Source organism: Rahnella sp. 1L-D-7-B-C2 (genome assembly GCF_057290995.1).
Map to the genome: position 1 here is coordinate 47,500 of NZ_JBXAVQ010000007.1, position 23,368 is coordinate 70,867.

Here is a 23,368-nt window from a genome sequence, read left to right on the forward strand (position 1 = left end):
TATCGTCACAAAAATGTCATTTCACAGAAACCAGCAGAAAAAAGAAAAACAGCGGAGGTCGGTGTCAAAAATCTTAAAATAGAGCTGAATTCTAATGGGCTTTATATTAATGCTCTTGATACTGATCAATAAACACATTCTTCAATTTTTTGACCAAAAAGACCTTAAACAATTTCTCACGTTATTAACAAATTAACAAATACATTCAAATCCATGAGATTAACTTTAAACGTATAGATTTTCTGAATGGTAATGTCATCGTGCGACTTCACTTATCAGTGAAAATAAACCGCACTTTTTGCTTTTTGCCTTTATCTGGAGAGTCGTTTAGTTGTGCGTTATATTGTAACCGTTATCATTTACATCTTTTATCACTGCCACCGGAGCAAAGATCCCCTTAACGGACTTTACTATGTCTCGAAAATCCAACATCAAGTTGATGACGAAAATCGTGTTGTCGATAAGCTTTATTATTTTGTTCGGACGTCTGGTCTACTCCGCTGTCGGCGCGTATTCGCATCATCAGAATCAAAAGCAAATTCAACGCGAAGCGCAGACCGAAGCCCGTCCTGAACACACCGATACGACGAAATCCATACCGGCGCCCTGAAGGCCTGCCGGACGTAAAAAAGAGAAAGGGCCCTGAATGTCTGCCGAAAAACCAAAGAATTACGGCCAAAAGCTGGCGGAAAGTCGCCGCCGGATCCTCGATCTCCTGCTTAACACCGATGAACTCGCCGACAGTATTCTCGGGGAAGAGATTGAAGTTGATGACGCCACGCGCGCACAGCTTATGGACTACACCGCAGAGCTCAGCGCGCGGGTACAAAAACTCCACGCAGCCGACGTCGCCGACGTACTCGAAGCGTTACCGATCCGCGAACGTCTGGCGCTGTGGCGGCTGGTCGAACCGGCCGCGCGCGGTAAAGCGCTGGTCGAAGTCTCAGAAACCGTCTGGGACAGCCTGATCGAAGAAATGAGCGACAAAGACCTGCTGAAAACCATGTCGCTGCTCGACGTGGACGATCAGGTATATCTGGCGGAATACCTGCCGCGTGATCTGACAGGCCGCGTACTCACGTCGCTGGAACCGAAGCAGCGGGAAAAAGTCCGCGAAGTCATGAAGTTCAACAAAGATTGCGTGGGCCGTATCATGGATTTCGAGCTGATGACCGTCCGCCCGGACGTCACGCTCGCGACCGTACAGCGCTTTCTGCGTTTGCAAAAACGTATTCCGCAGGCCAGCGATAAGTTGTTTATCACCGATCGCAAAAACACCCTGCTCGGCGAACTGCCCCTTACCGCGATTTTGCTTAATCCGCCGGAGACGAAAGTCGCCGACGTGATGATTACCGATCTCACCAGCTTTGAACCGGAAGATAAAGCCGAAGATGCCGCCAGCGCGTTCGAACGTTATGACCTGATTACTGCACCGGTAGTAGATAAAAAGGGCAAGCTGATGGGGCGACTGACGGTGGAAGAAATCGTCGACTTCGTCAATAACGATACTGACAGCAATCTGCGCCGCATGGGCGGTCTGAGCCCGGAAGAGGATGTGTTTTCTCCGGTCAGCAAAGCGGTACGTAACCGCTGGGCGTGGCTGGCGATCAATCTGTGTACCGCCTTTATTGCGTCGCGCGTTATTGGCCTGTTCGAACACACGATTTCGCAGCTGGTAGCACTGGCTGCGCTGATGCCGATTGTCGCCGGGATTGGTGGTAACACCGGTAATCAGACCATCACGATGATCGTGCGCGGTCTGGCCTTGCACCATGTACAGGTAGGAAACCTGAAATTTCTGATGTTCAGGGAACTCGGCGTGGCGCTGATCAACGGCCTGGTCTGGGGCGGCCTGATGGGCATCGTCACCTGGCTGCTTTACGGCGACTGGGAGATGGGCGGTGTGATGACGCTGGCGATGATTCTCAACCTGCTGCTGGCGGCTCTGATGGGTGTAATTATTCCGTTAACCATGGTGCGCATCGGCCGCGATCCGGCTATCGGTTCCAGCGTGATGATTACCGCGCTGACCGACACCGGCGGCTTCTTTATCTTCCTCGGCCTCGCCACAATCTTCCTGATCTGATGGCGTTTTCCGGCCCTCGGGCCGGGAATTCCCCTTTTCGCAAAACAATCACAACAATAGCTCTGAAAACCTCGTTTTATTTCGATTAACGGATTATTCGTTATCGCCGAAAGAGTGATGTAGAATTCATACTAATAATCCTAAAATAATAATCATTCACACCGACACAAAGTGAATCGCCTGAACAGGCCTTATCTCCAGTGAGCCGGTGATAAATAACAGCAAAAACAAACGTCAATGTTACTGCCTGCTGCTCATTGCCAGACAGAAAAAGGTTTTCACCGTGGAAAAAAGCAAACCGACCGCGTTCCTTGTGGAAAAGGTCAACTGGAAAGTGCCTCTGCTGACTGGCATCGCCATTTGTCTGCTGGCTCTGGCCTGTCTGAATATCATCCAAAAAACCTCCAGTCTGGCAGGATTGTGGTTACCCACGGCGTTTCTGATCCCCGTGCTGTTCCATCACCGTTATCTGGACTGGATCCCGCTGCTTTGCGCTGCGGCGTTAGGTATTGCCGCCGCGCATACCCTTATGGGATCACACATCCTGGGTTATCTGCCCTACACCCTCAACAATCTGATCGAGGCCACGCTGTGCGCCCTGCTGCTGCGTCGGGCATTGCCGCAACAAGATCCGCTTTCCGGCCTGAGTCACTGGGTGAAATTTTTAGTCATTGCCGTGATTTTCTGTCCACTGTTCAGCTCAGTGGTCATGGTGATGTACATTCTGCACATCCACACCTCGGCGCAATTGCAGGAGCGTTTTGCGACCTGGTTTATGTCCGAAGCGGTAGCAATCCTCGCGCTGACTCCTCTGGGGCTTATCTATCAGCGAGGTTATTTCACGCAAATTCTGACTTCCCGCCGTCTGGTTGAATTGCTGGTCACGCTGATTGTGACGCTGTCGCTCGGTTTTATGGCGCTCAAATGGCTGCCTTATACCTTCGCCTTTATCACGATCCCCCTGCTTTGGGCTGCCATTCGTTTGCCGCGCATTGAGGCATTTATTATTTTCCTGTCGATGACGCTGATGATTGCCCTGCTGCAAACCAGCGGCATTATTACTGTCCAGCCTCATGCCATCCAGATCCCACAAGGGCTGATCTTCCTGCCGCTGTTACTGATTCTGCTGCCCGCGAATGCGATGGCGATGGCGATGCATGCCCTGCGCACGGAAAAATCGCACATCACACAGAGCGAAAACCGTTTTCGTAACGCGATGGAGTATTCGGCGATTGGCATGGCACTGGTCTCGCCGCAGGGCAAATGGCTACAGGTGAATAAATCACTGTGCAAACTGCTGGGCTACGAGGCAGATTATCTGAAAACACTGTCGTTTCAGGAGATCACTCACCCGGAAGATTTAGGTAAAGATCTCGCTCTGCTCCAGCAGTTGTTAGACGACGATATTCAGAGCTACAACATGGAGAAACGTTACCTGTGCCGCAGCGGCGAAATGGTCTGGGTGCTGCTGGCGGTTTCTCTGGTGCGCGATGAGAACCAGAATCCGCTCTATTTCATCTCTCAGATTGAAGATATCACCGAGCTGAAACACACCGAAATCACCAATAAACGTCTGTCCGAAGCATTGCATGAAGAGAAAGAGCTGCTGCACATCACGCTCAATTCCATCAACGAGGCCGTGATTTCGACCGACCGGGATCTCAACATCACCTTTATGAATCCGGTCGCCGAGAAGATGACCGGCTGGAAAGAGTCTGAGGCGCAAGGGCAGCCGGTTGGCCTTATCGTACATATCACCAAAGGGCCGGAAGGGCCGTTGCTCGATAATTTGCAGCAGTTCGATATCAGCGAGAATCTGCACTCTTCGGTCGAGCAGTCTCTGGTATTGCACGGCCACGGCACCGGCCTGTTTGACGTTCAGCTGGCAGTATCGCCGTTGCGCACGCTGAAAGATGAACCGATCGGCATTGTGCTGGTCTTGCAGGACGTCAGCAAATCCCGTGAGCTGATGCGCAAACTCAGCTACAGCGCCTCGCATGATTTGCTCACCGGTTTAGCCAATCGCGGCAGTTTCGAAAAAAGCCTGAAAAAAGCCCTCAGCCTGACGGCGGTACAGCAGCAGGCGCACAGTCTGGCATTTATCGATCTCGACCGTTTCAAGGCTATAAACGATACGGCGGGCCACGCAGCAGGCGACGAATTACTGCGTCAAATCAGTACGCTGATGAAGGATCACATTCGCAACAGCGATCGTCTGGCGCGGCTGGGTGGCGATGAATTTGCGCTGATCCTTTTCGATTGTCCGCTGGATCAGGGGCTGAATACCCTTCAGCAGCTGGTCAATAAGATCAATGCGTACCAGTTTATCTGGGAAGATCAGATTTACCGCATCGGTGCCAGCGCCGGGCTCACGCTGATTAACAATGCCAATATCAGCGGCAGTGAGTACATGGCACAGGCTGATGTCGCCTGTTACACCGCCAAACATAACGGGCGCGGACGGGTTTTCACCTTTGAATCACGGCAAAAACTGCAACTTTCCTCGCACACGGCGCTGTTCCGCCCCGAAGACGTCACCCGTATTTTGAGTGAAAATCAGATAACCCTGCACTGCCGTGCGGCGTCGCCGCCCAAAACGCCGCTGTCGGTGTGCTTCTATCAGATGTCTTTACAGCTCGCGCTCCCCAATCAGATGGCGCAAACCGCCGATCTGTTCCTGCAGGCCGCTCATTTCTACGACATGATGCCGCAGGTTGATCGCTGGTTGTTACACCGCGTGCTGATCGATTACGGACAGGGCATCGCTAATAAAGGCATTTGCGTGGCGATCCCGGTGTCGACGGAAGGCTTGTTGCTGCCATCGCTGCGCGCTGATTTGCTGGAGATGCTCAATGAAACGCCGCTGCCAATGTCATCAATCAACCTGATGATTGACGACGCAGTCCTGCTAAAGCATCCAGATTTACGGGTGTTTATTGCACAAATCCGCCGTCGGGGCTGCAAAATTGTGGTGCAGAACATTGGTAAGAACATGGTGGAATTTAACCAGCTGCCGGCTGATACGGTGGATTACGTGCAGATCGACCCGAGCTTTATGGCGCAGATCCATTACAACCAGATGCATGAAGTACTGGTGACTATTTTGCACGGCAACACCCACCGGCTGAATGCTCAGACGCTGGCGGGACCGGCCGATATCACCGAGACGCTGGAGAAACTGACCGGGATCGGCATCGATCTGGTTGGCGGCGACACCATCGCCCCGGAAACCTCACTGGAAAAACTGCTCAACACCGGCTATTTCGGCATTCACTGAGGTGTGTCCGGCTGCCAGTCATGGTTGAACCATAAATGCAACGTGGCGTAAGTGCGCCACGGCTGCCAGATTTCGGCGTAGCGGGCAATTTTACCCGGCGTCATGCCCGGAAAACGCTGTTTGATCAGATAATCTCCACCAAGGAAAATATCCGGCGCTGACCATGCGCGCATCGCCACATAACTGGCGGTCCAGCTGCCAATGCCGGGCATCGCCAGCAGCATTTTGATTCCTTCCTGCGCATCGGTCATTTCATCAAGCGGCAACCGCCCCTCTTCCACCGCCTGCGCCAGCCCGATCAGACAGGCCGCGCGTTTCGCCTGCACGCCAATTCCGCGTAAATCGTCCACCGTCAGTTGCCCGAGGGTTGCCGGGGATGGGAATAGATGCGTCAGCGCCGCAAAGGGCGTCCTCACCGGTTCACCCCACTTTTGCGTCAGCCGCGTCGCCAGCGTCGCGGCCATTTTCACGCTGACCAGTTGTCCGAGGATCGCCCTGACCACCAGTTCAAAACGGTTCACACAGCCCGGCAATCTCAGCCCGATGGCATTTTCCGCCAGCGCCCCCAGCCCGGCGGCGATCTGCTCCGGTTCAGCATCCAGATCCAGCAACCGCCGCACGTGCTTCGCCACGTTATCCGCAACGGGTTCCAGCGACGGCGAGACCTCGAGTTCAACGCTGTTGAGATCAGGCAATGGTCGGATCCTGAACCAGCCGGTCAGACGTTCGCCCTTGTGCATTACCGCCAGCGTGCGCTGGTAGAATTCGCCGTCCTGCTGCTCAACGCCCAGCAAAGCGCGCGCGCCAAGAAAGGCTGTCATCCATTGCCAGTCATAGGGTGGCTGATAGGTCAGAAGCATGGTTGTCACAGGACGATCCTTATAAAAATGGCCCCCGGTTGGGAGCCATTGAGCGTAGCTGAAAAAACGGAGAAAGGACTACTTTCTGCGCCAGGTGGTGCCTGCCGCTCCATCTTCCAGAACGATACCCATTTCATTCAGACGGTCGCGCGCTTTATCCGCCATGCCCCAGTCTTTGCTGGCGCGGGCGTCGTTACGCTGTTTGATCAACGCTTCGATTTCAGCCACTTCGTCGTCGCTATCCGCCTGCGCACCAGATTTGAGGAACTGCTCCGGATCCTGCTCCAGCAAGCCGAGCACCGCCGCCAGTTGACGCAATTCTGCCGCCATGCCATTGGCCGCCGCCATGTCTTCCGTTTTCAGGCGGTTGATGTCACGCGCCATATCGAACAACACGGAATAGGCTTCCGGCGTGTTGAAATCGTCGTCCATCGCCGCACGGAAGCGGGCGACAAACGCCTGGCCACCGGCCGGAGTCGCACTGGCGTCGGTGCCGCGCAGTGCGGTGTACAGACGTTCCATCGAGGTTCGCGCCAGTTTCAGATTCTCTTCGCTGTAGTTGAGCTGGCTGCGGTAATGGCCGGACATCAGGAAGTAACGCACGCTTTCAGCATCGTAATATTTCAGCACGTCGCGCACGGTGAAGAAGTTATCCAGTGATTTTGACATCTTCTCACGGTCGATCATTACCATGCCGGAGTGCATCCAGGTATTCACATACGGGCCGTTGTGCGCGCAGCTTGACTGAGCGATTTCGTTTTCATGGTGCGGGAACATCAGGTCAGAACCGCCACCATGGATATCAAAATGATCGCCCAGCTGTTTGCAGTTCATCGCCGAACATTCGATGTGCCAGCCTGGACGGCCTTCGCCCCACGGGGACGTCCAGCTCGGTTCGCCCGGTTTGGACATTTTCCACAGCACGAAGTCCATCGGGTTGCGTTTCACATTCGCTTCAACTTCCACGCGCGCGCCGGCCTGCAGTTGATCCAGATCCTGACGGGACAGCAAACCGTAATCAGGATCGCTTTCCACCCAGAACATCACGTCGCCGTTCGACGCCACGTAAGCGTGGTTGCGATCGATAAGCTTTTGCACGATTTCGATGATTTCATCAATGTGCTGTGTGGCACGCGGTTCAGAATCCGGCGGCAGAATGTTCAGTGCAGCGAAATCATTGTGCATTTCGGCAATCATACGGTCGGTTAAGGCCGAAAAATGTTCGCCCTTCTCAGCGGCACGTTTGATGATCTTGTCGTCGATATCGGTAATGTTACGCACATATTTCAGGTCGTAACCGAGGTAACGCAGGTAGCGCGAAACCACGTCGAAAGATACAAAGGTGCGACCGTGGCCGATGTGACACAGGTCGTAAACAGTGATCCCACACACGTACATCCCGACTTTACCGGCATGAATTGGCTTGAATTCCTCTTTTTGGCGACTCAGGGTATTAAAAATCTTCAGCATCAGGCTATTCCGTGTGTTGGGCGTAGAAAATGATGGTTGTGCGCTTACGCGACACTCCGCCTCATAATATAACGAAAACGCCTTCACCGAAACGGCATAAGGCCGCAGGACGGGCTTTAGTCGTCACAAACCGTCTGCTTACGGCAACTTTTGAGTTATGGTATAAGAAAAGGCTATAGTAGCGACTCTTACTAAGAGCACACATCAACATAAGCAGGATGATTAATATGGTCACTTTCCACACCAACCACGGCGACATCGTAGTAAAAACTTTTGCTGACAAAGCGCCCGTTACGGTTGAAAACTTCCTGAACTATTGCCGTAAAGGCTTCTACGACAACACAATTTTCCACCGTGTTATCGACGGTTTCATGATCCAGGGCGGCGGTTTTGAGCCAGGCATGAACCAGAAAAATACTGATGCTCAGATTAAAAACGAAGCAGACAACGGCCTGAAAAACACCAAAGGCACCCTGGCGATGGCGCGTACCAACGATCCGCACTCTGCCACTGCACAGTTCTTCATCAACGTGACTGACAACGATTTCCTGAACCATAGCGGCAAAAACGCGCAAGGTTGGGGTTACTGCGTATTCGCAGAAGTGGTTGAAGGTCAGGACGTGGTTGATGCGATCAGAGCGGTAAAAACCGGTCGCAGCGGCATGCACCAGGACGTTCCAAAAGAAGATGTTGTGATCAAAAGCGTTACAGTCAGCGAATAACCGACGTTTATTAAGAACACGTCGGGATGACCACGTTTTTTATCGCAGATATTCATCTTTGCGCACAGGAACCGGCAATCACTGCCGGTTTTCTGCGTTTTTTACGCGAAGATGCGCCGCAGGCCGACGCGCTGTACATTCTCGGTGACTTATTCGAAGCCTGGATTGGTGACGATGATCCTGAGCCGTTGCATAAGCAAATCGCTGCGGCGTTAAACCACCTCCATCAGCAAGGCGTGCCCTGTTTCTTCATCCACGGCAACCGCGATTTTCTGCTCGGCAGACGTTTCGCGCGCGACAGCCTGATGACGCTTCTGCCGGAAAAGAAAGTCCTCGAACTCTATGGTCGCCGCGTGCTGATCCTGCACGGTGACACGCTGTGTACCGATGACGTCGCCTATCAGAACTTCCGCAAAAAAGTGCACAATCCGCTGATCCAAAAGCTGTTCCTGATGTTGCCGCTAAAATGGCGTCTGGGCATTGCCGCCAAAATGCGCGCCAACAGCAAAGCCTCAAATCAGGGAAAATCACTGGCAATTATGGATGTCAATCCTCAGGCGGTGGTCAGCGAAATGCAGGCGGCAGGCGTTGAATGGATGATTCACGGCCACACGCATCGCCCCGCAGTCCACGACGTGCCGCTCGGTGATAAAACCGGCCACCGCGTGGTATTGGGCGCATGGCACGAAGAAGGATCGATGGTCAAAGTGACTGCCGAAAACGTGGAGCTGGTCAGCTTCCCGTTTTGAGACCGCACACGGGTGTTCCGCTGTGAAAGCGGAACTGTTCATCCGGCGACAAAATTAACTCCGCTTCAATCCTCCCGAAAAATTCCACCCGATCGCTGATATCCGTGCCGGCATACTGCTCCGCCAGCGCCAGATAATCGGCGAAGTGCCGTGATTCCGAGCGCAAAAGTGACGTGTAAAAACGCGACAATGTGTCATCCAGATGTGGCGCGATTTTAGCGAAACGTTCGCAGGAACGCGCCTCGATGTAGGCACCGATAATCAGCCGGTCCACCAGAATATTCAGATCGTCGTGATGCCGGGTGTGTTTGATCATGCCGCTCGCATAGCGCGACGGCGAAAGCTGGGTGTAAGTGACGTTGCGCTTTTGCATGATTTCCACCACCTGCTCGAAGTGGTGCAGCTCTTCGCGTGCCAGCCGCGCGGCACAAAATAATAATTCGGTACGGTCGAGGTATTTGGTCATCAGGCTCATCGCCGTGGCCGCCGCCTTCTTTTCGCAGTTGGCGTGGTCAATCAGCATCACCGCCTGATTTTCCAGCGCAACATCCACCCACAGAGCCGGTGTTTCACAGTGCAGAAAATCATAAATCGGTGCCAGTAAAGCCTGCGTCATAAATCAGTTTCCCGTCGTGTGAGCTATCAATAGAGTGGATGGGATTATACAAATCTGCCGACAACTTCTCAGCAAAAAAGCGCGGTTCTGCGGCGACGCAACCGTTTTCCTTGCTTCATGAGCGTGATATCATTTGCGCCCTCTCCGCCAGAACCTGTCCTCTGGCGATGCTTGCATAATCACAGGAGCTATACAGACATGTCATCCAACGTTACCCCGGCAAAAATAGCCATCGTTATGGGGTCTAAAAGTGACTGGGCGACCATGCAGTTCGCCGCCGAAGTGCTCACAACGCTGAATATTCCTTTCCATGTCGATATCGTCTCCGCTCACCGCACGCCGGACAAATTGTTCACTTTCGCGGAACAAGCTTCGGCCAACGGGTTTGATGTAATCATCGCAGGCGCAGGCGGCGCGGCGCATCTTCCGGGCATGCTGGCCGCAAAAACGCTGGTACCCGTGCTGGGCGTGCCGGTGCAAAGTGCTGCGCTGAGCGGCATCGACAGCCTGTATTCCATCGTACAAATGCCGCGCGGCATTCCGGTGGGTACGCTGGCTATTGGCAAAGCAGGTGCTGCGAACGCCGCCCTGCTGGCCGCACAAATTCTGGCACTGCACGATACTCAAATCAGCAAAAACCTGGCCGCATGGCGCAAGGCACAAACCGATGAAGTCCTGAATAATCCGGATCCGCGGGAGGAAGCATGAAGCCCGTCTGCGTACTCGGAAACGGTCAGTTAGGCAGAATGCTGCGTCAGGCGGGCGAACCGCTGGGGATTGCCGTTTATCCGGTGGGTCTTGATGCCGAACCGGAAGCCGTGCCTTATCAGCAAAGCGTCATCACCGCCGAAATCGAACGCTGGCCGGAAACCGCGCTGACCCGCGAACTGGCGACGCACACCGCGTTCGTGAACCGCGACATTTTTCCGCGTCTGGCCGATCGCCTGACGCAAAAGCAGTTACTGGATAAGCTCAGTCTGGCCACCGCGCCGTGGCAGTTACTGGCTGATGCCGCCGAATGGCCGCAGGTTTTCTCAGAGCTCGGTGAACTGGCGATTGTAAAACGTCGCGTCGGCGGTTACGACGGCCGCGGCCAATGGCGTCTGCGTTCTGGCGAAGAAGCGGCATTGCCGAAAGACTGCTACGGCGAATGCATCGTTGAACAGGGCATCAATTTTTCCGGCGAAGTGTCGCTGGTCGGTGCGCGCGGTCACGATGGTAAAACTGTCTTTTATCCGCTCACCCACAACCTGCATCAGGACGGCATTCTGCGCACCAGCGTAGCGCTGCCGCAGCCCGACGTCGCCCTGCAACAGCAGGCGGAAAACATGTTGTCGGCAATTCTTAATGAACTCAATTATGTCGGCGTGATGGCGATGGAGTGTTTTGTGGTCAGCGAAGGTTTGTTGATCAACGAACTGGCCCCACGCGTACATAACAGCGGGCACTGGACGCAAAACGGCGCATCTTACAGCCAGTTTGAAATGCACCTGCGGGCGATCCTTGGCCTGCCACTGCCGAAACCTGTCGTCAGTACGCCGTCGGTGATGGTCAATCTGATTGGTACCGATGTCACCACGCAGTGGCTCAGCCTGCCGCTGGTGAACCTGCACTGGTACGAGAAAGAAGTCCGTCCCGGACGTAAAGTCGGACACCTGAATCTCAACGATGCCAGTGCCAGCCTGCTGAAAGATAACCTGTCCGCACTGATCCTGATGCTGCCGCAAGAGTACGCCAGCGGGATCGAATGGGCGATGGCAAAGCTGTAACTTTAAGCTCCCTCCCCTGCGATGAACTGAACCCTTAAAGTTGGACTTCAGATTTACGTTAGGGGAACATATGAGTCCGGTATTCTACCGGACTCATACCGCCTAGTTTCATTTTAATCCTGTCGTGATTGTAGTACCCGATGTATTCCTCTATCGACGCTGCCAGTTCTTCTGTGCCCGCGTAAGTTTTACCGTGGAACATTTCCGTTTTTAACACCGCGAAGAAGCTTTCCATCGCCGCATTATCATAGCAGTTACCTTTGCGCGACATGCTCTGCCGCAACCCCGCATCACTCACCTGTTTCTGCCATGCACTCATGCGGTATTGCCACCCCTGATCGCTGTGGAATAACGCATTTTTTCTGACATGACCTGAAGTAAGTAACTGCTTTAACATCCTTTCTGTCAGCTCATAAGTCGGCCGCGTTCCCATACTCATCGCCACGATTTCACCGTTATACAGATCCATGACCGGCGATAAATACAGCTTGCTTCCCGCTACGTTGAACTCTGTGACATCTGTCACCAGCTTCACACCGGGACCGCAAGCCGTAAACTCTCTTTTGAGCAGGTCCGGCGCCGGCCCCATGCCGATTTCGCCTTTCCAGCTTCGGTATTTTTTAGCCCGCACACGCGCCTGCACACCCATTTCTGCCATCAGACGGCTGACCTTTTTATGATTCACCTGCAGCCCCTGATTATGCAGTGCGGCAGTGACACGCCGGTAGCCGTAGCGGCGTTTGTGGCGGATGGCTATCTGCCGGATGATATCGCACAGCGCCACGTCGCAACCGATCGCTTCACGCGATTGCCACCAGTACCAGGTGCTGCGTGGCAGCGTCGCGGATTTCAGCAGGTCACGCAGACGATGCTCACCGATTAATGCCCTGATGGCGTTGATTTTTTCTTCTGTTCTGCTTTTGCTTTCATCAGGGCGTCTAACTTTTCGTGGTAAGCACGTTCGGCGCGCAGATAGCGGACTTCTTCCAGCAGTTCTGCAGGCGTCATTTCTTCAGGCTGTTTTGCGGTTTTTTGAGCTTTCTGAGCCATGTCTTTTCTCTCTTTCTCTGCCGTGGTGGTGGCCTTTCTGGCCTCCTGCACCCAGCGTCTGACGGTTTTATGATCAGAAATATTAAACCGCCCAGCGGCGGTACGCATAGAAAGATGTTCACGAAGCGCGACGTTCACTACGTGAGCACGAAAATAGGCAGAATAGTAAGACGAGGTTTTGGGTAACAAGGCGGCCTGACCGTGAAGGCGGTAAGCCGCAGTCCATGCCCGAAGTGAGGAGGTCGGAACCTGATACTTTTTGGCGGTAAGTTTGTAGCCGCCATGGCCGTCAAGGTAATGCCTGACGGCCATGAGTTTGATTTGAAGAGTGTATTTCATATGAACTCCGAATGAAGGTTTAAAAAGTCCAACATTCGGGGTTCAGTTCAGCGAAGGGGGAGGAGTAAAACCATTAACTGTCATACTGCCTGAACAACGCCCTTCCCCGCAGCAACCGCACACCCAGCCAGCCGCCGCAGACCGAGAGCAGTAGCGCGCTGACTACCGGTACGGCAATCCACATCAGGTAATTCGGCTCCCAAGGGAAATCGAACACTTTGCGCTGCAACAGCCATAATGCCGCTTCCGCCCCGATGGCCGCCGCGATACCGGCGACCAGCCCGAGTACCGCAAACTCACACCACAGCGTGCGGTGCAGCATCTTTTTACTGGCACCGAGCGTGCGATAGACGATCAGCTCCTGACGCCGCTGACGCATCCCAACCTGAATTTGTGCCAGCAAAAGCAGGCCGCCACACAACATCACCAGAATCACCATCACTTCCAGCGCCCTGCTCACCTGCTGCAGAACCTGTCCAACCTGACGCAAAATCGAGCCGATATCCAGCATACTGACCGTCGGAAACTGGCGGTTGAACTGCGTGATCGTGCTGTCGTCGCCGTGATAGCGGAAGCTGGTCAGCCAGCTTTGCGGCTGGCCGTCGAGCGCGCCCGGTGGGAAGATGAAGTAGAAGTTTGGTTTCAGGCTGTCCCAGTCCACTTTACGCAGGCTGGTAATTTTGGCGCTGAAATCCTGCGTATCACCGTTGAAAGTTACGGTATCGCCGAGCTTTACGCCCAGACGCCCCGCCAGCCCTTCGTCGATAGACACTTCACCGGCTTTCGGCGGCCCGTTGCCTGCGACCAGCGGATTGTGATCCGGCAGACCGTTCATCCACGTCAGGTTCAGCTCGCGGTTCACCGCCTCACCACCCGCATCGTCAGGTTTGATGATATCGGTAGCAATCTTGTCGTTAATTTTGGTCAGACGTACACGCACAATCGGATAGAAGGTTTCCGGCTCGGCTTTGTGCTGATGCAGGAAATCCGTCACCTGCGGGATTTGCTCTTTAGTGATGTTGAGCAGGAAATAATTCGGGCTGTCCGGCGGCAGCTGTTGCTCCCAGCGGTCCAGCAAGTCCCCGCGCATCACCAGCAGCAAGGCCAGCAACATAAACGACATCGAGAACGCCGCCAGCTGGCTCAGCGTTACCCACGGCTGACGCAGAAGTCGGTTGACCGCCAGACGCAGCGGCAGCTGGCGGAACGTCAGGCGGCGCAGTAATAACAGCGCGCCCCAGCCGATCACCCCCAGCAACAGAGACAGCACCAGTACGCCTGCCAGCAGTGACCAGAGCAGCGAACTTCCGCCCATCAGCGCCGCCAGCAGCCCGACCACCACCAGCACCATCACCGGCAGGAAATAGCGCAGCGGCCAGACGTTGGCGACCACGTCGTTACGCAACACGCGCAGTGGCTGAGTCGCCAGCAGCTGGCGGTACGGGCGGATACCGATCAGCAACGAGATCACCACCATCGCGCCCATCGACCACACCCACGGCCAGACGCCGGCGGGCGGAAGCGCCGCAGGCAGAACCGGTGCCAGTACCTTCATCAGCCCCGCTTCAAACGCCAGCCCGACCACACTGCCGCAAATGCCTGCCAGCACCATTACCGCTATCCACTGGCCGATGATCAGCCTGCGCAGCGCCCTCTTCCCGGCGCCGAGCGTTTTGAGCACCGCCACCAGATCGTAACGGCTGCGGCAATAATGCCCCATCGATACGGCTATCGCGGCAATCGACAACATCAGTGTCAGCAATGCCGAGAGCGTGAGGAACTGCTGCGAACGTTGCAGGGATTTGCCCAGCGCACCGTCGGAATCTTCCATGCCGGTCCAGCGCTGATCGGGTTTCAGCAATCCTTTAATGGCGTCGCCGTAGCTTTGAATCGCCTCAGGCGTTCCGGCAAACATATAGCGATAGGTCAAGCGGCTGCCTGGCTGGACGGCACCGGTTTTCGGCACATCTTCCTGATTCATAATTACCCGCGGAGCCGTCTGGAACGGATTAAAGCCCGAGTCCGGTTCCTGCACAATCACGCCGGCAATTTTCAGCGTGGCATCGCCGACATCCAGATTGTCACCCACTTTCACGTTCAGCAACGCCAGCAGACGCGGCGCGACCAGCACGGTGCCCGGTTCCGGTTTCAGCCCGACCGGTTCAGTCTGTAATGTTCCGTACAACGGATAGGCCAGATCGGTGGCTTTCACCGACGCCAGCTGAGGCGTGTTTCCGGCGAACGTCATGGTCATGAACGAAAGCTGGCGGCTGACCTTCAGCCCCTGCTTTTCCGCGTCCTGCAACCAGGCTTCGGTGATCGGATGGGAAGAGCGCAGTACGCGGTCACCGACGATAAACTCGCGACTTTGCTGGCTCAGCCCTTTATCCATACGGTCACTGATACTGCCGAGCGCCAGCACGCAGGCCACCGCCAGCGTCAACGCCAGCCAGACGATCAGTAACGAAGGCGAACGCCATTCGCGCCAGAACCATCGCCAGATCATGCTTCCTCCCACAACTTACCGTCACGCAGACGCAGACGCCGCTGGCAGCGCACAGCCAGTTGCTCGTCATGGGTGACCAGAATCAGCGTGGTGGCCGCATCGCGGTTCAGAGAGAACAAAAGATCGACGATGCGCTCGCCGGTAGCGCGATCCAGATTGCCGGTGGGTTCATCGGCGAACAGTAGTTTCGGCTTGCCGATAAATGCCCGCGCCAGCGCAACACGCTGCTGCTCGCCGCCGGAAAGCTGTGCCGGAAGATGATGCAAACGTCCGCCCAGCCCGAGACTTTCCAGCAACTGCACTGCCTGCTGACGGCTGTTGCTGTCACTTTCACCGCGCAGCAACGCCGGAAGCTGAACGTTTTCCAGCGCATTCAGCGTCGGCACCAGCATGAAGGACTGGAACACAAAGCCGACATTTTTCGCACGCAGCGCGGCGCGGCCTTCTTCGTTAAGCGAACTGAGAGATTTGCCGAGCAATACCACGTCGCCGCTGGAGCCGTCGTCCAGCCCGGCAAGAATTCCCAGTAACGTGGATTTGCCGGAACCGGACTCGCCGATCAGCGCAATTGTCTGCGCCGGTTTGACAACCAGCTCCACACCGGACAGGATGGTTAGCTGTCCTTCACCCTGACCGACGTGCTTATTAAGATGATGAACTTCAAGAACGTTTTCCGCTGGCATCTCCCCTTCCTTATGTTGTTAGGATTATTGAGTTTTCGCGCCGTTGCTGCTGATAACTTGCTGATTATTGGCGACAGTTTGAGTGCTGTCTATCGCCTTCCGGTAGCCGAATCGTGGCCGTCACTGCTTAATAACAAATGGAAAAAAGAGGGGAATAAACCCACCATTATTAACGCCAGCATCAGCGGCGATACCGCCGAACAAGGGCTGGCGCGACTGTCTGCGCTGCTGCAACAACATCATCCACGCTGGGTGCTGATTGAACTGGGTGCCAACGACGGGCTGCGGGGTTTCCCGCCACAAACTATTTCACAAACGCTGACGCAGATTATCAGCCAGATAAAGCAGGCCGATGCCCAACCGTTGTTGATGCAAATCCGCCTGCCGCCAAACTATGGCCGCCGCTACGGTGATGCGTTCTACGCCATCTATCCCGCGCTGGCGAAGCAGGAAAACGTGCCGCTGGTGCCGTTCTTTATGGAACAGGTCGCCGCGAAGCCGGAATGGATGCAGGACGACGGTTTACATCCTGCGCTGGCCGCTCAGCCGTTTATCGCCGACTGGATGGCTGAGAAACTCGCTCCGCTGCTGAGTAATTAGGTTTAAAATACGATAAATAAAATAATACCGGGACGTGAGTAAAACCAAGGCGTTACCTTTTTCACCCGACTCCCTAGTAAATCACAGCTATAAAAAATAGGGACACCTCACAGGTAAAGTTATGCAAAAAGCAGTATTAATCACCGGTTGTTCCAGCGGTATCGGGCTGGTTGCGGCGCAGGATTTGCGCAGTCGTGGTTATCGGGTGCTGGCCGCCTGCAGGAAAGCGCAGGATATTGACACACTTGAGCAGATGGGATTTGAGACCGTACAGTTAGATCTCGATGACGAGCACAGCGTCGCACAGGCCGCCGCCGAAGTCATCGCGCTGACCGGCAACCGCCTGTATGGCCTGTTCAACAACGCCGGATATGGCGTTTACGGCCCGCTGAGCAGCATCAGCCGGGCGCAATTCGAGAAGCAATTTTCCACCAACCTGTTCGGCACCCATCAGCTGACACAGCTTTTGCTGCCTGCCATGTTACCGCACGGCGAGGGGCGCATTATCCAGACCAGTTCGGTGATGGGGCTGATTACCACGCCGCGCCGTGGCGTCTATGCCGCGAGTAAATTCGCGCTGGAAGCCTGGTCCGATACGCTGCGCATGGAGCTGCATGGCACCGGCATTCAGGTCAGCCTGATTGAACCCGGCCCGCTGAGCAGCAATTTCACCGCCAATGTGAATCAGTCACAGGCTGACCAGCCGGTGGAAAATCCGGGGATCGCGCAACGTTTTACGCTCAAGCCGGAAGCAGTTTTGCCAAAACTGCACCATGCTTTAGAAAATCCGCGCGCACGCCTGCGTTATCCGGTCACGCTGGTCGCCCATGCACTGACCGTACTTAAACGTCTGTTGCCTGGCCGCTTGCTGGACAAAGTTTTACGCGGAAACAGCTGAGTAAAAGCAGTCAGGGATTGAAGCAGCGATTGCCCGCCCCCACTTGTTTCTTAATACTTTAATTTTAAATACCCAAAATAATTTGAGTTGCAGTAAGGCGCCAGGCGCATGAGTCCCCGGGAGCTGAGATAACTCAGTGAGCCGGGTGAATGAGCGTAGCCACGCATCTGCAGCTCGAAGTATGAAGGGTAGCGAGAGAACGAATTCATGCTTGCAGAACCGACTATTATCGATATCGACGAAACCAATCTGCAACAGGCGCTGGAGCAATCCATGTCTGTCCCGGTGATGTTCTACTTCTGGTCCGAACGCAGCCAGCACTGCCTGCAACTGGGGCCAATTCTTGACCGACTGGCTGCCGAATACGCCGGTCAGCTCATTCTGGCGAAGGTCGATTGCGATGTGCAGCAGATGATCGCCCAACAGTTTGGCCTGCGTTCCATTCCTGCGGTTTACCTGTTCAAAGACGGTCAGCCGGTGGATGGTTTCCAGGGGCCGCAGCCGGAAGAGGTGATCCGTGAACTGCTGCAAAAAGTCCTGCCTAAAGAAGAAGAGCTGAAACTGGCTCAGGCGCAGGAACTGTTGCAGGAAGGCAACGTGCAGGAAGCGCTGCCGTTGCTGAAAGACGCGTGGCAGCTGAGCAATCAGCGCAGCGATATCGGTCTGCTGCTGGCTGAAACACACATTCATCTGAACCGCATCGACGACGCCGAAGCCGTGCTGGCGACCATTCCGTTGCAGGATAAAGATTCCCGCTATCAGGGACTCATCGCGCAGATTGAACTGCTGAAGCAAGCGGCGGATACCCCTGAGATTCAACAACTTCAGATGGAACTGTCAGGCGATCCGGATAACGCCGAGCTGGTGGTGAAACTCAGCCTGCAACTGCATCAGGTCGGGCGTAACGAGGAAGCGCTGGATCTGCTGATGGCACCGCTGAAGAAAGATTTAGGTGCGGCGAACGGTACTGCGCGTAAAACGCTGATGGATATTATGGCCGCATTAGGCACCGGCGATGCGCTGGCCGCAAAATATCGCCGACAGCTATATTCTCTGCTGTATTGATTGATTAGAAAGTAACGAATTAAGACCCGGCGCACACCGGCCCTCCCCCAGCCGGTGTGCGTATTTTTGTGCCCTTTTTCCTGTCTTTTTCCCCTCTGAACTATCCTTTAATAATACGATGACTCACGTAAGTGTGCGACAATTGACCTCGCGTCTTGCCATCGGTAAACGCTCAGGGACTTGTTTTATCGGGATATTCCAGCCGGAATATTCAGGACACAGTTTTACAGGAGTTTCATACTATGTTTGACCTTATTCCCATCCCAATCATCATTTTGATTGTCCTCGCGCTGCTGGTGGTTTACGCCGGGATCAAGATAGTGCCGCAAGGCTACCAGTGGACCGTCGAACGCTTCGGCCGTTATACCAAAACTCTGATGCCGGGGCTGAACCTCGTTGTACCTTTTGTTGACCGCGTCGGTCGCAAGATCAACATGATGGAACAGGTGCTGGATATCCCCTCTCAGGAAGTGATCTCCCGCGATAACGCCAATGTTGCCATCGATGCTGTGTGTTTCATTCAGGTCATCGACCCGGCGCGTGCCGCCTATGAAGTCAGTAATCTGGAACAGGCGATCGTCAACCTGACCATGACCAACTTCCGTACCGTTCTCGGTTCAATGGAACTCGACGAGATGCTGTCACAGCGCGACAATATCAACGCACGTTTGCTGCATATCGTCGATGAAGCCACCAATCCGTGGGGGGTAAAAATCACCCGTATCGAAATCCGCGACGTGCGTCCACCGGCTGAACTGATTTCTGCGATGAACGCGCAGATGAAAGCTGAACGTACCAAGCGTGCCGATATTCTTGAAGCGGAGGGTGTGCGTCAGTCGGCTATTCTGCGCGCTGAAGGTGAAAAGCAGTCGCAGATCCTCAAAGCCGAAGGTGAACGTCAGTCGGCATTCTTACAGGCTGAAGCGCGTGAACGTGCAGCAGAAGCCGAAGCGCAGGCGACCAAAATGGTGTCTGAAGCCATCGCGGCGGGCAGCGTTCATGCCATCAATTACTTTGTGGCACAGAAATACACCGATGCACTGACCAAAATTGGCTCTGCCAACAACAGCAAAGTGATTATGATGCCGCTGGATGCCAGCAGCCTGATGGGCTCGATTGGTGGTATCGCTGAATTACTAAAAGAAACCAAAGGCGGCAAATAATGCTGCAAAACCTGATGGCAACGCCGCATCTGTTCTGGCTGTCGCTCGGCGGCCTGTTACTGGCAGCTGAGCTCGTCGGGGCCAGCGGTTATTTGTTGTGGAGCGGCGTCGCTGCGGCGCTGGTAGGGTTAGTTACCTGGATCCTGCCGCTGCAGTGGGAATGGCAGGGTGCGGCGTTTGCCGTACTCACCATTATCGCCGCGTGGTTGTGGTGGAAGTGGCTAAATCAGCGCGTGGATAAAAACAGCAACAACGCGTCGCTGAACCAGCGCGGCCAGCAGCTGGTGGGCACTTATGCCACCGCGATTGAGCCGCTGGTAAATCACTTCACGCGGGTAAAAATCGGCGACAGCAGCTGGCGGGCAATCTGTACCTCGCCCTTAAGCGTCGGTGACGAAGTCATTATTACCGGTGTGGAAGGCGCGACGCTGCGGGTGGAACCTCAATCCCGCAAATCCTGAGGATTGTGACAACAGCCACTGAGATTGTCGATGATCGGGCAGTTTGCACCGTCATCTCCCGGACAGGACTCCGCCAGCGTGAGCAGACGCTGGCGCATCACTTTCAGTTCTTCAATATGCCGCGCAATTTCCGCGACCTTTTCCAGCGTACGTGCTTTCACATCGGCACTGTGGCGCTCGGGATTATGGAACAGCGCCACTAGCTCCTGACACTCATCAAGCGTAAATCCCACCTGCCGCGCCTGACGCAGCAGCGTCAGCTCTTCAATGTGTTTTTGCGCGTAGCTGCGATAACCGTTTTCACTGCGCATCGGCGCAGTCACCAGCCCTTTCTCTTCGTAAAAACGGATCGCTTTGCTGGTCAGCCCGGTTTTTTTCGCCACATCACTGATATTCATTTTGACTCCTTGACCTTCCCCTTGCTGGAAGGTTTATCCTCTATAACTAATGAAAGTTCACTATCGGGTCAAGACAAAAAGGAAATCATCATGACAACAACCGTTTTATCCCTGCAAGGTTTATCCTGCGGACATTGTGTCGCTTCGACGCGTAAGGCGCTGGAAGCCGTGGAAGGCACCACAGCGGTGGAAGTGTCTCTCGACAAAGCTATCGTCACAGGCGATGTCAGCAGCCAGACTCTGATCGACGCCGTGGTGAACGCCGGCTATGAGGCGCAACTGCTGGAGGATCCATCCCCAAAATCTGAGCCGCTGACCGATAAGGCGAGTGTTTTGCCGGAACCCCTGTCAGCGGCTGCGTCACCCGTTCCGGCACAAATTCCTGCCACTGATGACAGCGTACAGCTGTTGCTCAGCGGGATGAGCTGCGCGAGCTGCGTCAGTAAAGTACAGCGGGCGCTGGAAGGCGTGACCGGCGTCGAACGGGCACGGGTCAATCTGGCAGAACGTAGCGCGCTGGTCAGCGGCGACGCCGATCAGGCGGCTCTGGTTGCCGCCGTTGAACGTGCCGGTTACGGCGCTGAAATTATTATTGATGAAACCAAACGTCGCGAGCGCCAGCAGCAAACCGCGCGCAGCAGCATGATCCGCTTCAGCTGGCAGGCCGCCGTCGGTCTGGCTGCTGGTATTCCGCTGATGTTATGGGGATTACTGGGCGGTGAAATGATGGTCACCGCCACAAATCAGACCGGCTGGCTGATTGTCGGCGTTCTGACGCTGGCTGTCATGGTGATCGCGGGCGGTCATTTCTATCGCAGCGCTTGGAAAAGCCTGATGCACGGCAGCGCCAACATGGACACGCTGGTGTCACTCGGTACCGGTGCGGCGTGGGCGTTCTCCTTCGCCGTCAGCCTGTGGCCGGACGCCTTCCCCATGCAGGCACGCCATCTTTATTATGAAGCCAGCGTAATGATCATCGGCCTGATCAATCTCGGCCACGCGCTGGAACAACGCGGGCGCCAGCGGTCTTCACAGGCTCTTGAACGTCTTCTGGATCTCACCCCGCCGACCGCGCGTGTGGTTACAGATCAGGGAGAAAAATCTATCCCGCTGGCAAATGTTGAGCAAGGTATGACGCTGCGTCTGACCACCGGCGATCGTGTGCCGGTTGATGGCGAAATACAGAGCGGCGAAGCCTGGATGGATGAGGCGATGTTGACCGGCGAATCTGTCCCGCAGCAAAAATCGCAGGGCGAAAAAGTGCATGCCGGAACGCTGGTAAAGGACGGTAGCGTGCTGTTTCGCGCAGACGCTATCGGCAGCCAGACTACGCTTTCGCGCATTATCAAACTTGTGCGTGAAGCGCAAAGCAGCAAGCCGGAGATAGGTAAACTCGCGGACAGAATCTCTGCCGTGTTTGTCCCTGCCGTGGTGCTGTTCGCGCTGTTCAGCGGCGCGCTCTGGTACTTCTTCGGCCCCCAGCCACAGCTGATGTACACGCTGGTTATTGTCACAACAGTGCTTATCATCGCCTGTCCTTGTGCGCTGGGACTCGCCACACCGATGTCTATTACCGCCGGTGTCGGGCGTGCCGCGGAGTTCGGCGTGCTGGTACGTGATGCCGATGCGCTGCAAAAGGCCAGTACACTCTCGACGCTGGTCTTTGACAAAACCGGGACGCTGACCGAAGGCCAGCCAAAAGTGACGGATATCCATATCTTTGGCGGCATCAGCGAACCCGAGGCGCTTCGCTTTGCTGCCGCGCTGGAACAGGGCTCTCATCATCCGCTGGCGCAGGCCATTGTCGAAAAAGCACAAGGCCAGACACTTCCTGAAGTGCAAAACTTCCGCACGCTTGGCGGTCTGGGTTTACGCGGCGACGTCGAAGGCAAAACGCTGCTGCTGGGCAATCAGGCGCTCATGCAGGAAAACAGCGTTGATGCTCAGGCGGCTGATGGATTGCTTAATGAGATGACAGAGCAAGGCGCGACACCGGTTCTGCTGGCGGTCGACGGGCAGATGGCGGCGCTGTTCGGCCTGCGCGATCCGCTGCGCGAAGACAGCGTCGGGGCGTTGCAGCGTCTGCATCAGCTCGGCTACCAGCTGGTGATGCTGACCGGCGACAACCCGCGGACCGCGCAGGCGATTGCGGCGCAGGCAGGTATTGATACGGTGATTGCCGGTGTACGGCCGGACGGAAAGGCCGACGCCATCAAAGCATTACAGGCCAAAGGGCAACAGGTGGCGATGATTGGCGATGGGATTAACGATGCGCCAGCGCTGGCGCAGGCGGACGTCGGTATTGCGATGGGCGGTGGCAGCGATGTGGCGATTGAAACCGCCGCCATCACCCTGATGCGCCCGAGCCTGCACGGCGTCGCCGACGCACTGGCGATGTCGCAGGCTACGCTGCGCAACATGAAACAGAACCTGTTTGGGGCATTTATCTACAACGTGATTGGCATTCCTATCGCCGCCGGTGTCTTATATCCGCTGACCGGCACCCTGCTCAGCCCGGTGATTGCCGGTGCGGCGATGGCGCTGTCTTCCATCACCGTGGTGGCAAACGCCAACCGGCTTTTAAGATTCACGCCTAAAAAACAGGCCTAAAAAACAAGACGTTTCCTCTGTTCGCCCAACGTCTGACGCGATAGCA

21 protein-coding genes are annotated in these 23,368 nt (G+C 55.2%); 13 read left to right on the forward strand and 8 right to left on the reverse strand.

The features are described from left to right. Nucleotides 1-412 precede the first annotated feature (412 nt). From AC0Z7K_RS13500 to AC0Z7K_RS13510, 3 genes are all read left to right on the forward strand, one after another. Nucleotides 413-610 carry a YfgG family protein gene (locus tag AC0Z7K_RS13500; protein WP_485614858.1) on the forward strand — a complete coding sequence of 66 codons (198 nt, stop codon included), beginning with the start codon at nt 413-415 and terminating at the stop codon, nt 608-610. 36 nt (nt 611-646) lie between these two features. Then, a complete protein-coding gene (mgtE, locus tag AC0Z7K_RS13505) occupies nt 647-2,086 on the forward strand; it encodes a magnesium transporter (protein WP_413528160.1) in 1,440 nt (479 codons plus the stop codon). A gap of 283 nt (nt 2,087-2,369) precedes the next feature. After that, nucleotides 2,370-5,363 (forward strand): PAS domain S-box protein, encoded by a 2,994-nt coding sequence (locus tag AC0Z7K_RS13510; protein WP_485614860.1) that lies wholly within the window; start codon nt 2,370-2,372, stop codon nt 5,361-5,363. Here AC0Z7K_RS13510 and alkA read toward each other — a convergent pair. Both alkA and cysS read right to left on the reverse strand, forming a co-directional pair. Further along, nucleotides 5,357-6,223, reverse strand: a complete 867-nt coding sequence (alkA, locus tag AC0Z7K_RS13515) for a DNA-3-methyladenine glycosylase 2 (protein WP_485614954.1) — start codon at nt 6,221-6,223, stop codon at nt 5,357-5,359. The two genes, AC0Z7K_RS13510 and alkA, sit on opposite strands and share 7 nt — an antisense overlap. A 78-nt stretch (nt 6,224-6,301) precedes the next feature. After that, nucleotides 6,302-7,693, reverse strand: coding sequence for a cysteine--tRNA ligase (gene cysS, locus AC0Z7K_RS13520; RefSeq protein WP_485614862.1), 1,392 nt, complete (start codon nt 7,691-7,693; stop codon nt 6,302-6,304). A 227-nt stretch (nt 7,694-7,920) separates the two neighbouring features. On the opposite strand from cysS, the gene ppiB reads away from it, so the two are divergent. Then, on the forward strand, nt 7,921-8,415 hold the full coding sequence (gene ppiB, locus AC0Z7K_RS13525) for a peptidylprolyl isomerase B (protein WP_056771274.1): 495 nt from the start codon (nt 7,921-7,923) through the stop codon (nt 8,413-8,415). 26 nt (nt 8,416-8,441) lie between these two features. After that, the gene (lpxH, locus tag AC0Z7K_RS13530) at nt 8,442-9,164 is read left to right on the forward strand and encodes a UDP-2,3-diacylglucosamine diphosphatase (RefSeq protein WP_485614863.1); all 723 of its coding nucleotides are present in this window, start codon (nt 8,442-8,444) and stop codon (nt 9,162-9,164) included. On the opposite strand, the gene AC0Z7K_RS13535 is transcribed toward lpxH, so the two are convergent. Beyond that, entirely contained in the window at nt 9,148-9,780 is a 633-nt protein-coding gene (locus AC0Z7K_RS13535; RefSeq protein ID WP_413528156.1) for a MiaE family protein, read from the reverse strand. The two genes, lpxH and AC0Z7K_RS13535, sit on opposite strands and share 17 nt — an antisense overlap. A gap of 198 nt (nt 9,781-9,978) precedes the next feature. Here AC0Z7K_RS13535 and purE point away from each other — a divergent pair, with 198 nt between their 5' ends. Together purE and purK are read left to right on the forward strand one after the other, a co-directional pair. Beyond that, nucleotides 9,979-10,488, forward strand: a complete 510-nt coding sequence (gene purE / locus AC0Z7K_RS13540; protein WP_413528155.1) for a 5-(carboxyamino)imidazole ribonucleotide mutase — start codon at nt 9,979-9,981, stop codon at nt 10,486-10,488. Then, complete coding sequence (purK, locus tag AC0Z7K_RS13545) at nt 10,485-11,549, forward strand: 5-(carboxyamino)imidazole ribonucleotide synthase (protein ID WP_485614864.1); 1,065 nt, start codon at nt 10,485-10,487, stop codon at nt 11,547-11,549. Before purE ends, purK begins: the two co-directional genes overlap by 4 nt. Nucleotides 11,550-11,607: 58 nt before the next feature. Here purK and AC0Z7K_RS13550 read toward each other — a convergent pair whose 3' ends face one another. From AC0Z7K_RS13550 to ybbA, 4 genes are all read right to left on the reverse strand, one after another. Then, nucleotides 11,608-12,450, reverse strand: a complete 843-nt coding sequence (locus AC0Z7K_RS13550; protein ID WP_485614955.1) for an IS3 family transposase — start codon at nt 12,448-12,450, stop codon at nt 11,608-11,610. Beyond that, a complete protein-coding gene (locus tag AC0Z7K_RS13555) occupies nt 12,429-12,938 on the reverse strand; it encodes a transposase (protein WP_485614866.1) in 510 nt (169 codons plus the stop codon). The genes AC0Z7K_RS13550 and AC0Z7K_RS13555 overlap by 22 nt, the downstream gene beginning before the upstream one ends. Before the next feature lie 73 nt (nt 12,939-13,011). Continuing rightward, complete coding sequence (gene ybbP / locus AC0Z7K_RS13560; protein WP_485614867.1) at nt 13,012-15,444, reverse strand: putative ABC transporter permease subunit YbbP; 2,433 nt, start codon at nt 15,442-15,444, stop codon at nt 13,012-13,014. Further along, nucleotides 15,441-16,127 (reverse strand): putative ABC transporter ATP-binding protein YbbA, encoded by a 687-nt coding sequence (gene ybbA / locus AC0Z7K_RS13565; RefSeq protein WP_485614868.1) that lies wholly within the window; start codon nt 16,125-16,127, stop codon nt 15,441-15,443. The genes ybbP and ybbA overlap by 4 nt, the downstream gene beginning before the upstream one ends. Between ybbA and tesA the strand changes: the two genes are divergently transcribed. The 5 genes from tesA to AC0Z7K_RS13590 all read left to right on the forward strand — a co-directional run bounded on the left by tesA (nt 16,098) and on the right by AC0Z7K_RS13590 (nt 20,314). Then, nucleotides 16,098-16,727, forward strand: a complete 630-nt coding sequence (gene tesA / locus AC0Z7K_RS13570; RefSeq protein ID WP_413528293.1) for a multifunctional acyl-CoA thioesterase I/protease I/lysophospholipase L1 — start codon at nt 16,098-16,100, stop codon at nt 16,725-16,727. The genes ybbA and tesA overlap by 30 nt on opposite strands. 121 nt (nt 16,728-16,848) lie before the next feature. After that, entirely contained in the window at nt 16,849-17,625 is a 777-nt protein-coding gene (locus AC0Z7K_RS13575; protein WP_413528151.1) for an SDR family oxidoreductase, read from the forward strand. A 207-nt stretch (nt 17,626-17,832) separates the two neighbouring features. Next, the gene (locus AC0Z7K_RS13580) at nt 17,833-18,690 is read left to right on the forward strand and encodes a co-chaperone YbbN (protein WP_485614869.1); all 858 of its coding nucleotides are present in this window, start codon (nt 17,833-17,835) and stop codon (nt 18,688-18,690) included. 242 nt (nt 18,691-18,932) lie between these two features. Further along, on the forward strand, nt 18,933-19,853 hold the full coding sequence (locus tag AC0Z7K_RS13585) for an SPFH domain-containing protein (protein ID WP_413528149.1): 921 nt from the start codon (nt 18,933-18,935) through the stop codon (nt 19,851-19,853). Then, a complete protein-coding gene (locus AC0Z7K_RS13590) occupies nt 19,853-20,314 on the forward strand; it encodes an NfeD family protein (protein ID WP_485614871.1) in 462 nt (153 codons plus the stop codon). The genes AC0Z7K_RS13585 and AC0Z7K_RS13590 overlap by 1 nt, the downstream gene beginning before the upstream one ends. On the opposite strand, the gene cueR is transcribed toward AC0Z7K_RS13590, so the two are convergent. Next, nucleotides 20,296-20,712, reverse strand: a complete 417-nt coding sequence (gene cueR / locus AC0Z7K_RS13595) for a Cu(I)-responsive transcriptional regulator (RefSeq protein WP_485614873.1) — start codon at nt 20,710-20,712, stop codon at nt 20,296-20,298. The genes AC0Z7K_RS13590 and cueR overlap by 19 nt on opposite strands. Nucleotides 20,713-20,802: 90 nt before the next feature. Here cueR and copA point away from each other — a divergent pair, with 90 nt between their 5' ends. Then, nucleotides 20,803-23,322 (forward strand): copper-exporting P-type ATPase CopA, encoded by a 2,520-nt coding sequence (gene copA, locus AC0Z7K_RS13600; protein WP_485614875.1) that lies wholly within the window; start codon nt 20,803-20,805, stop codon nt 23,320-23,322. Nucleotides 23,323-23,368: the final 46 nt, after the last annotated feature.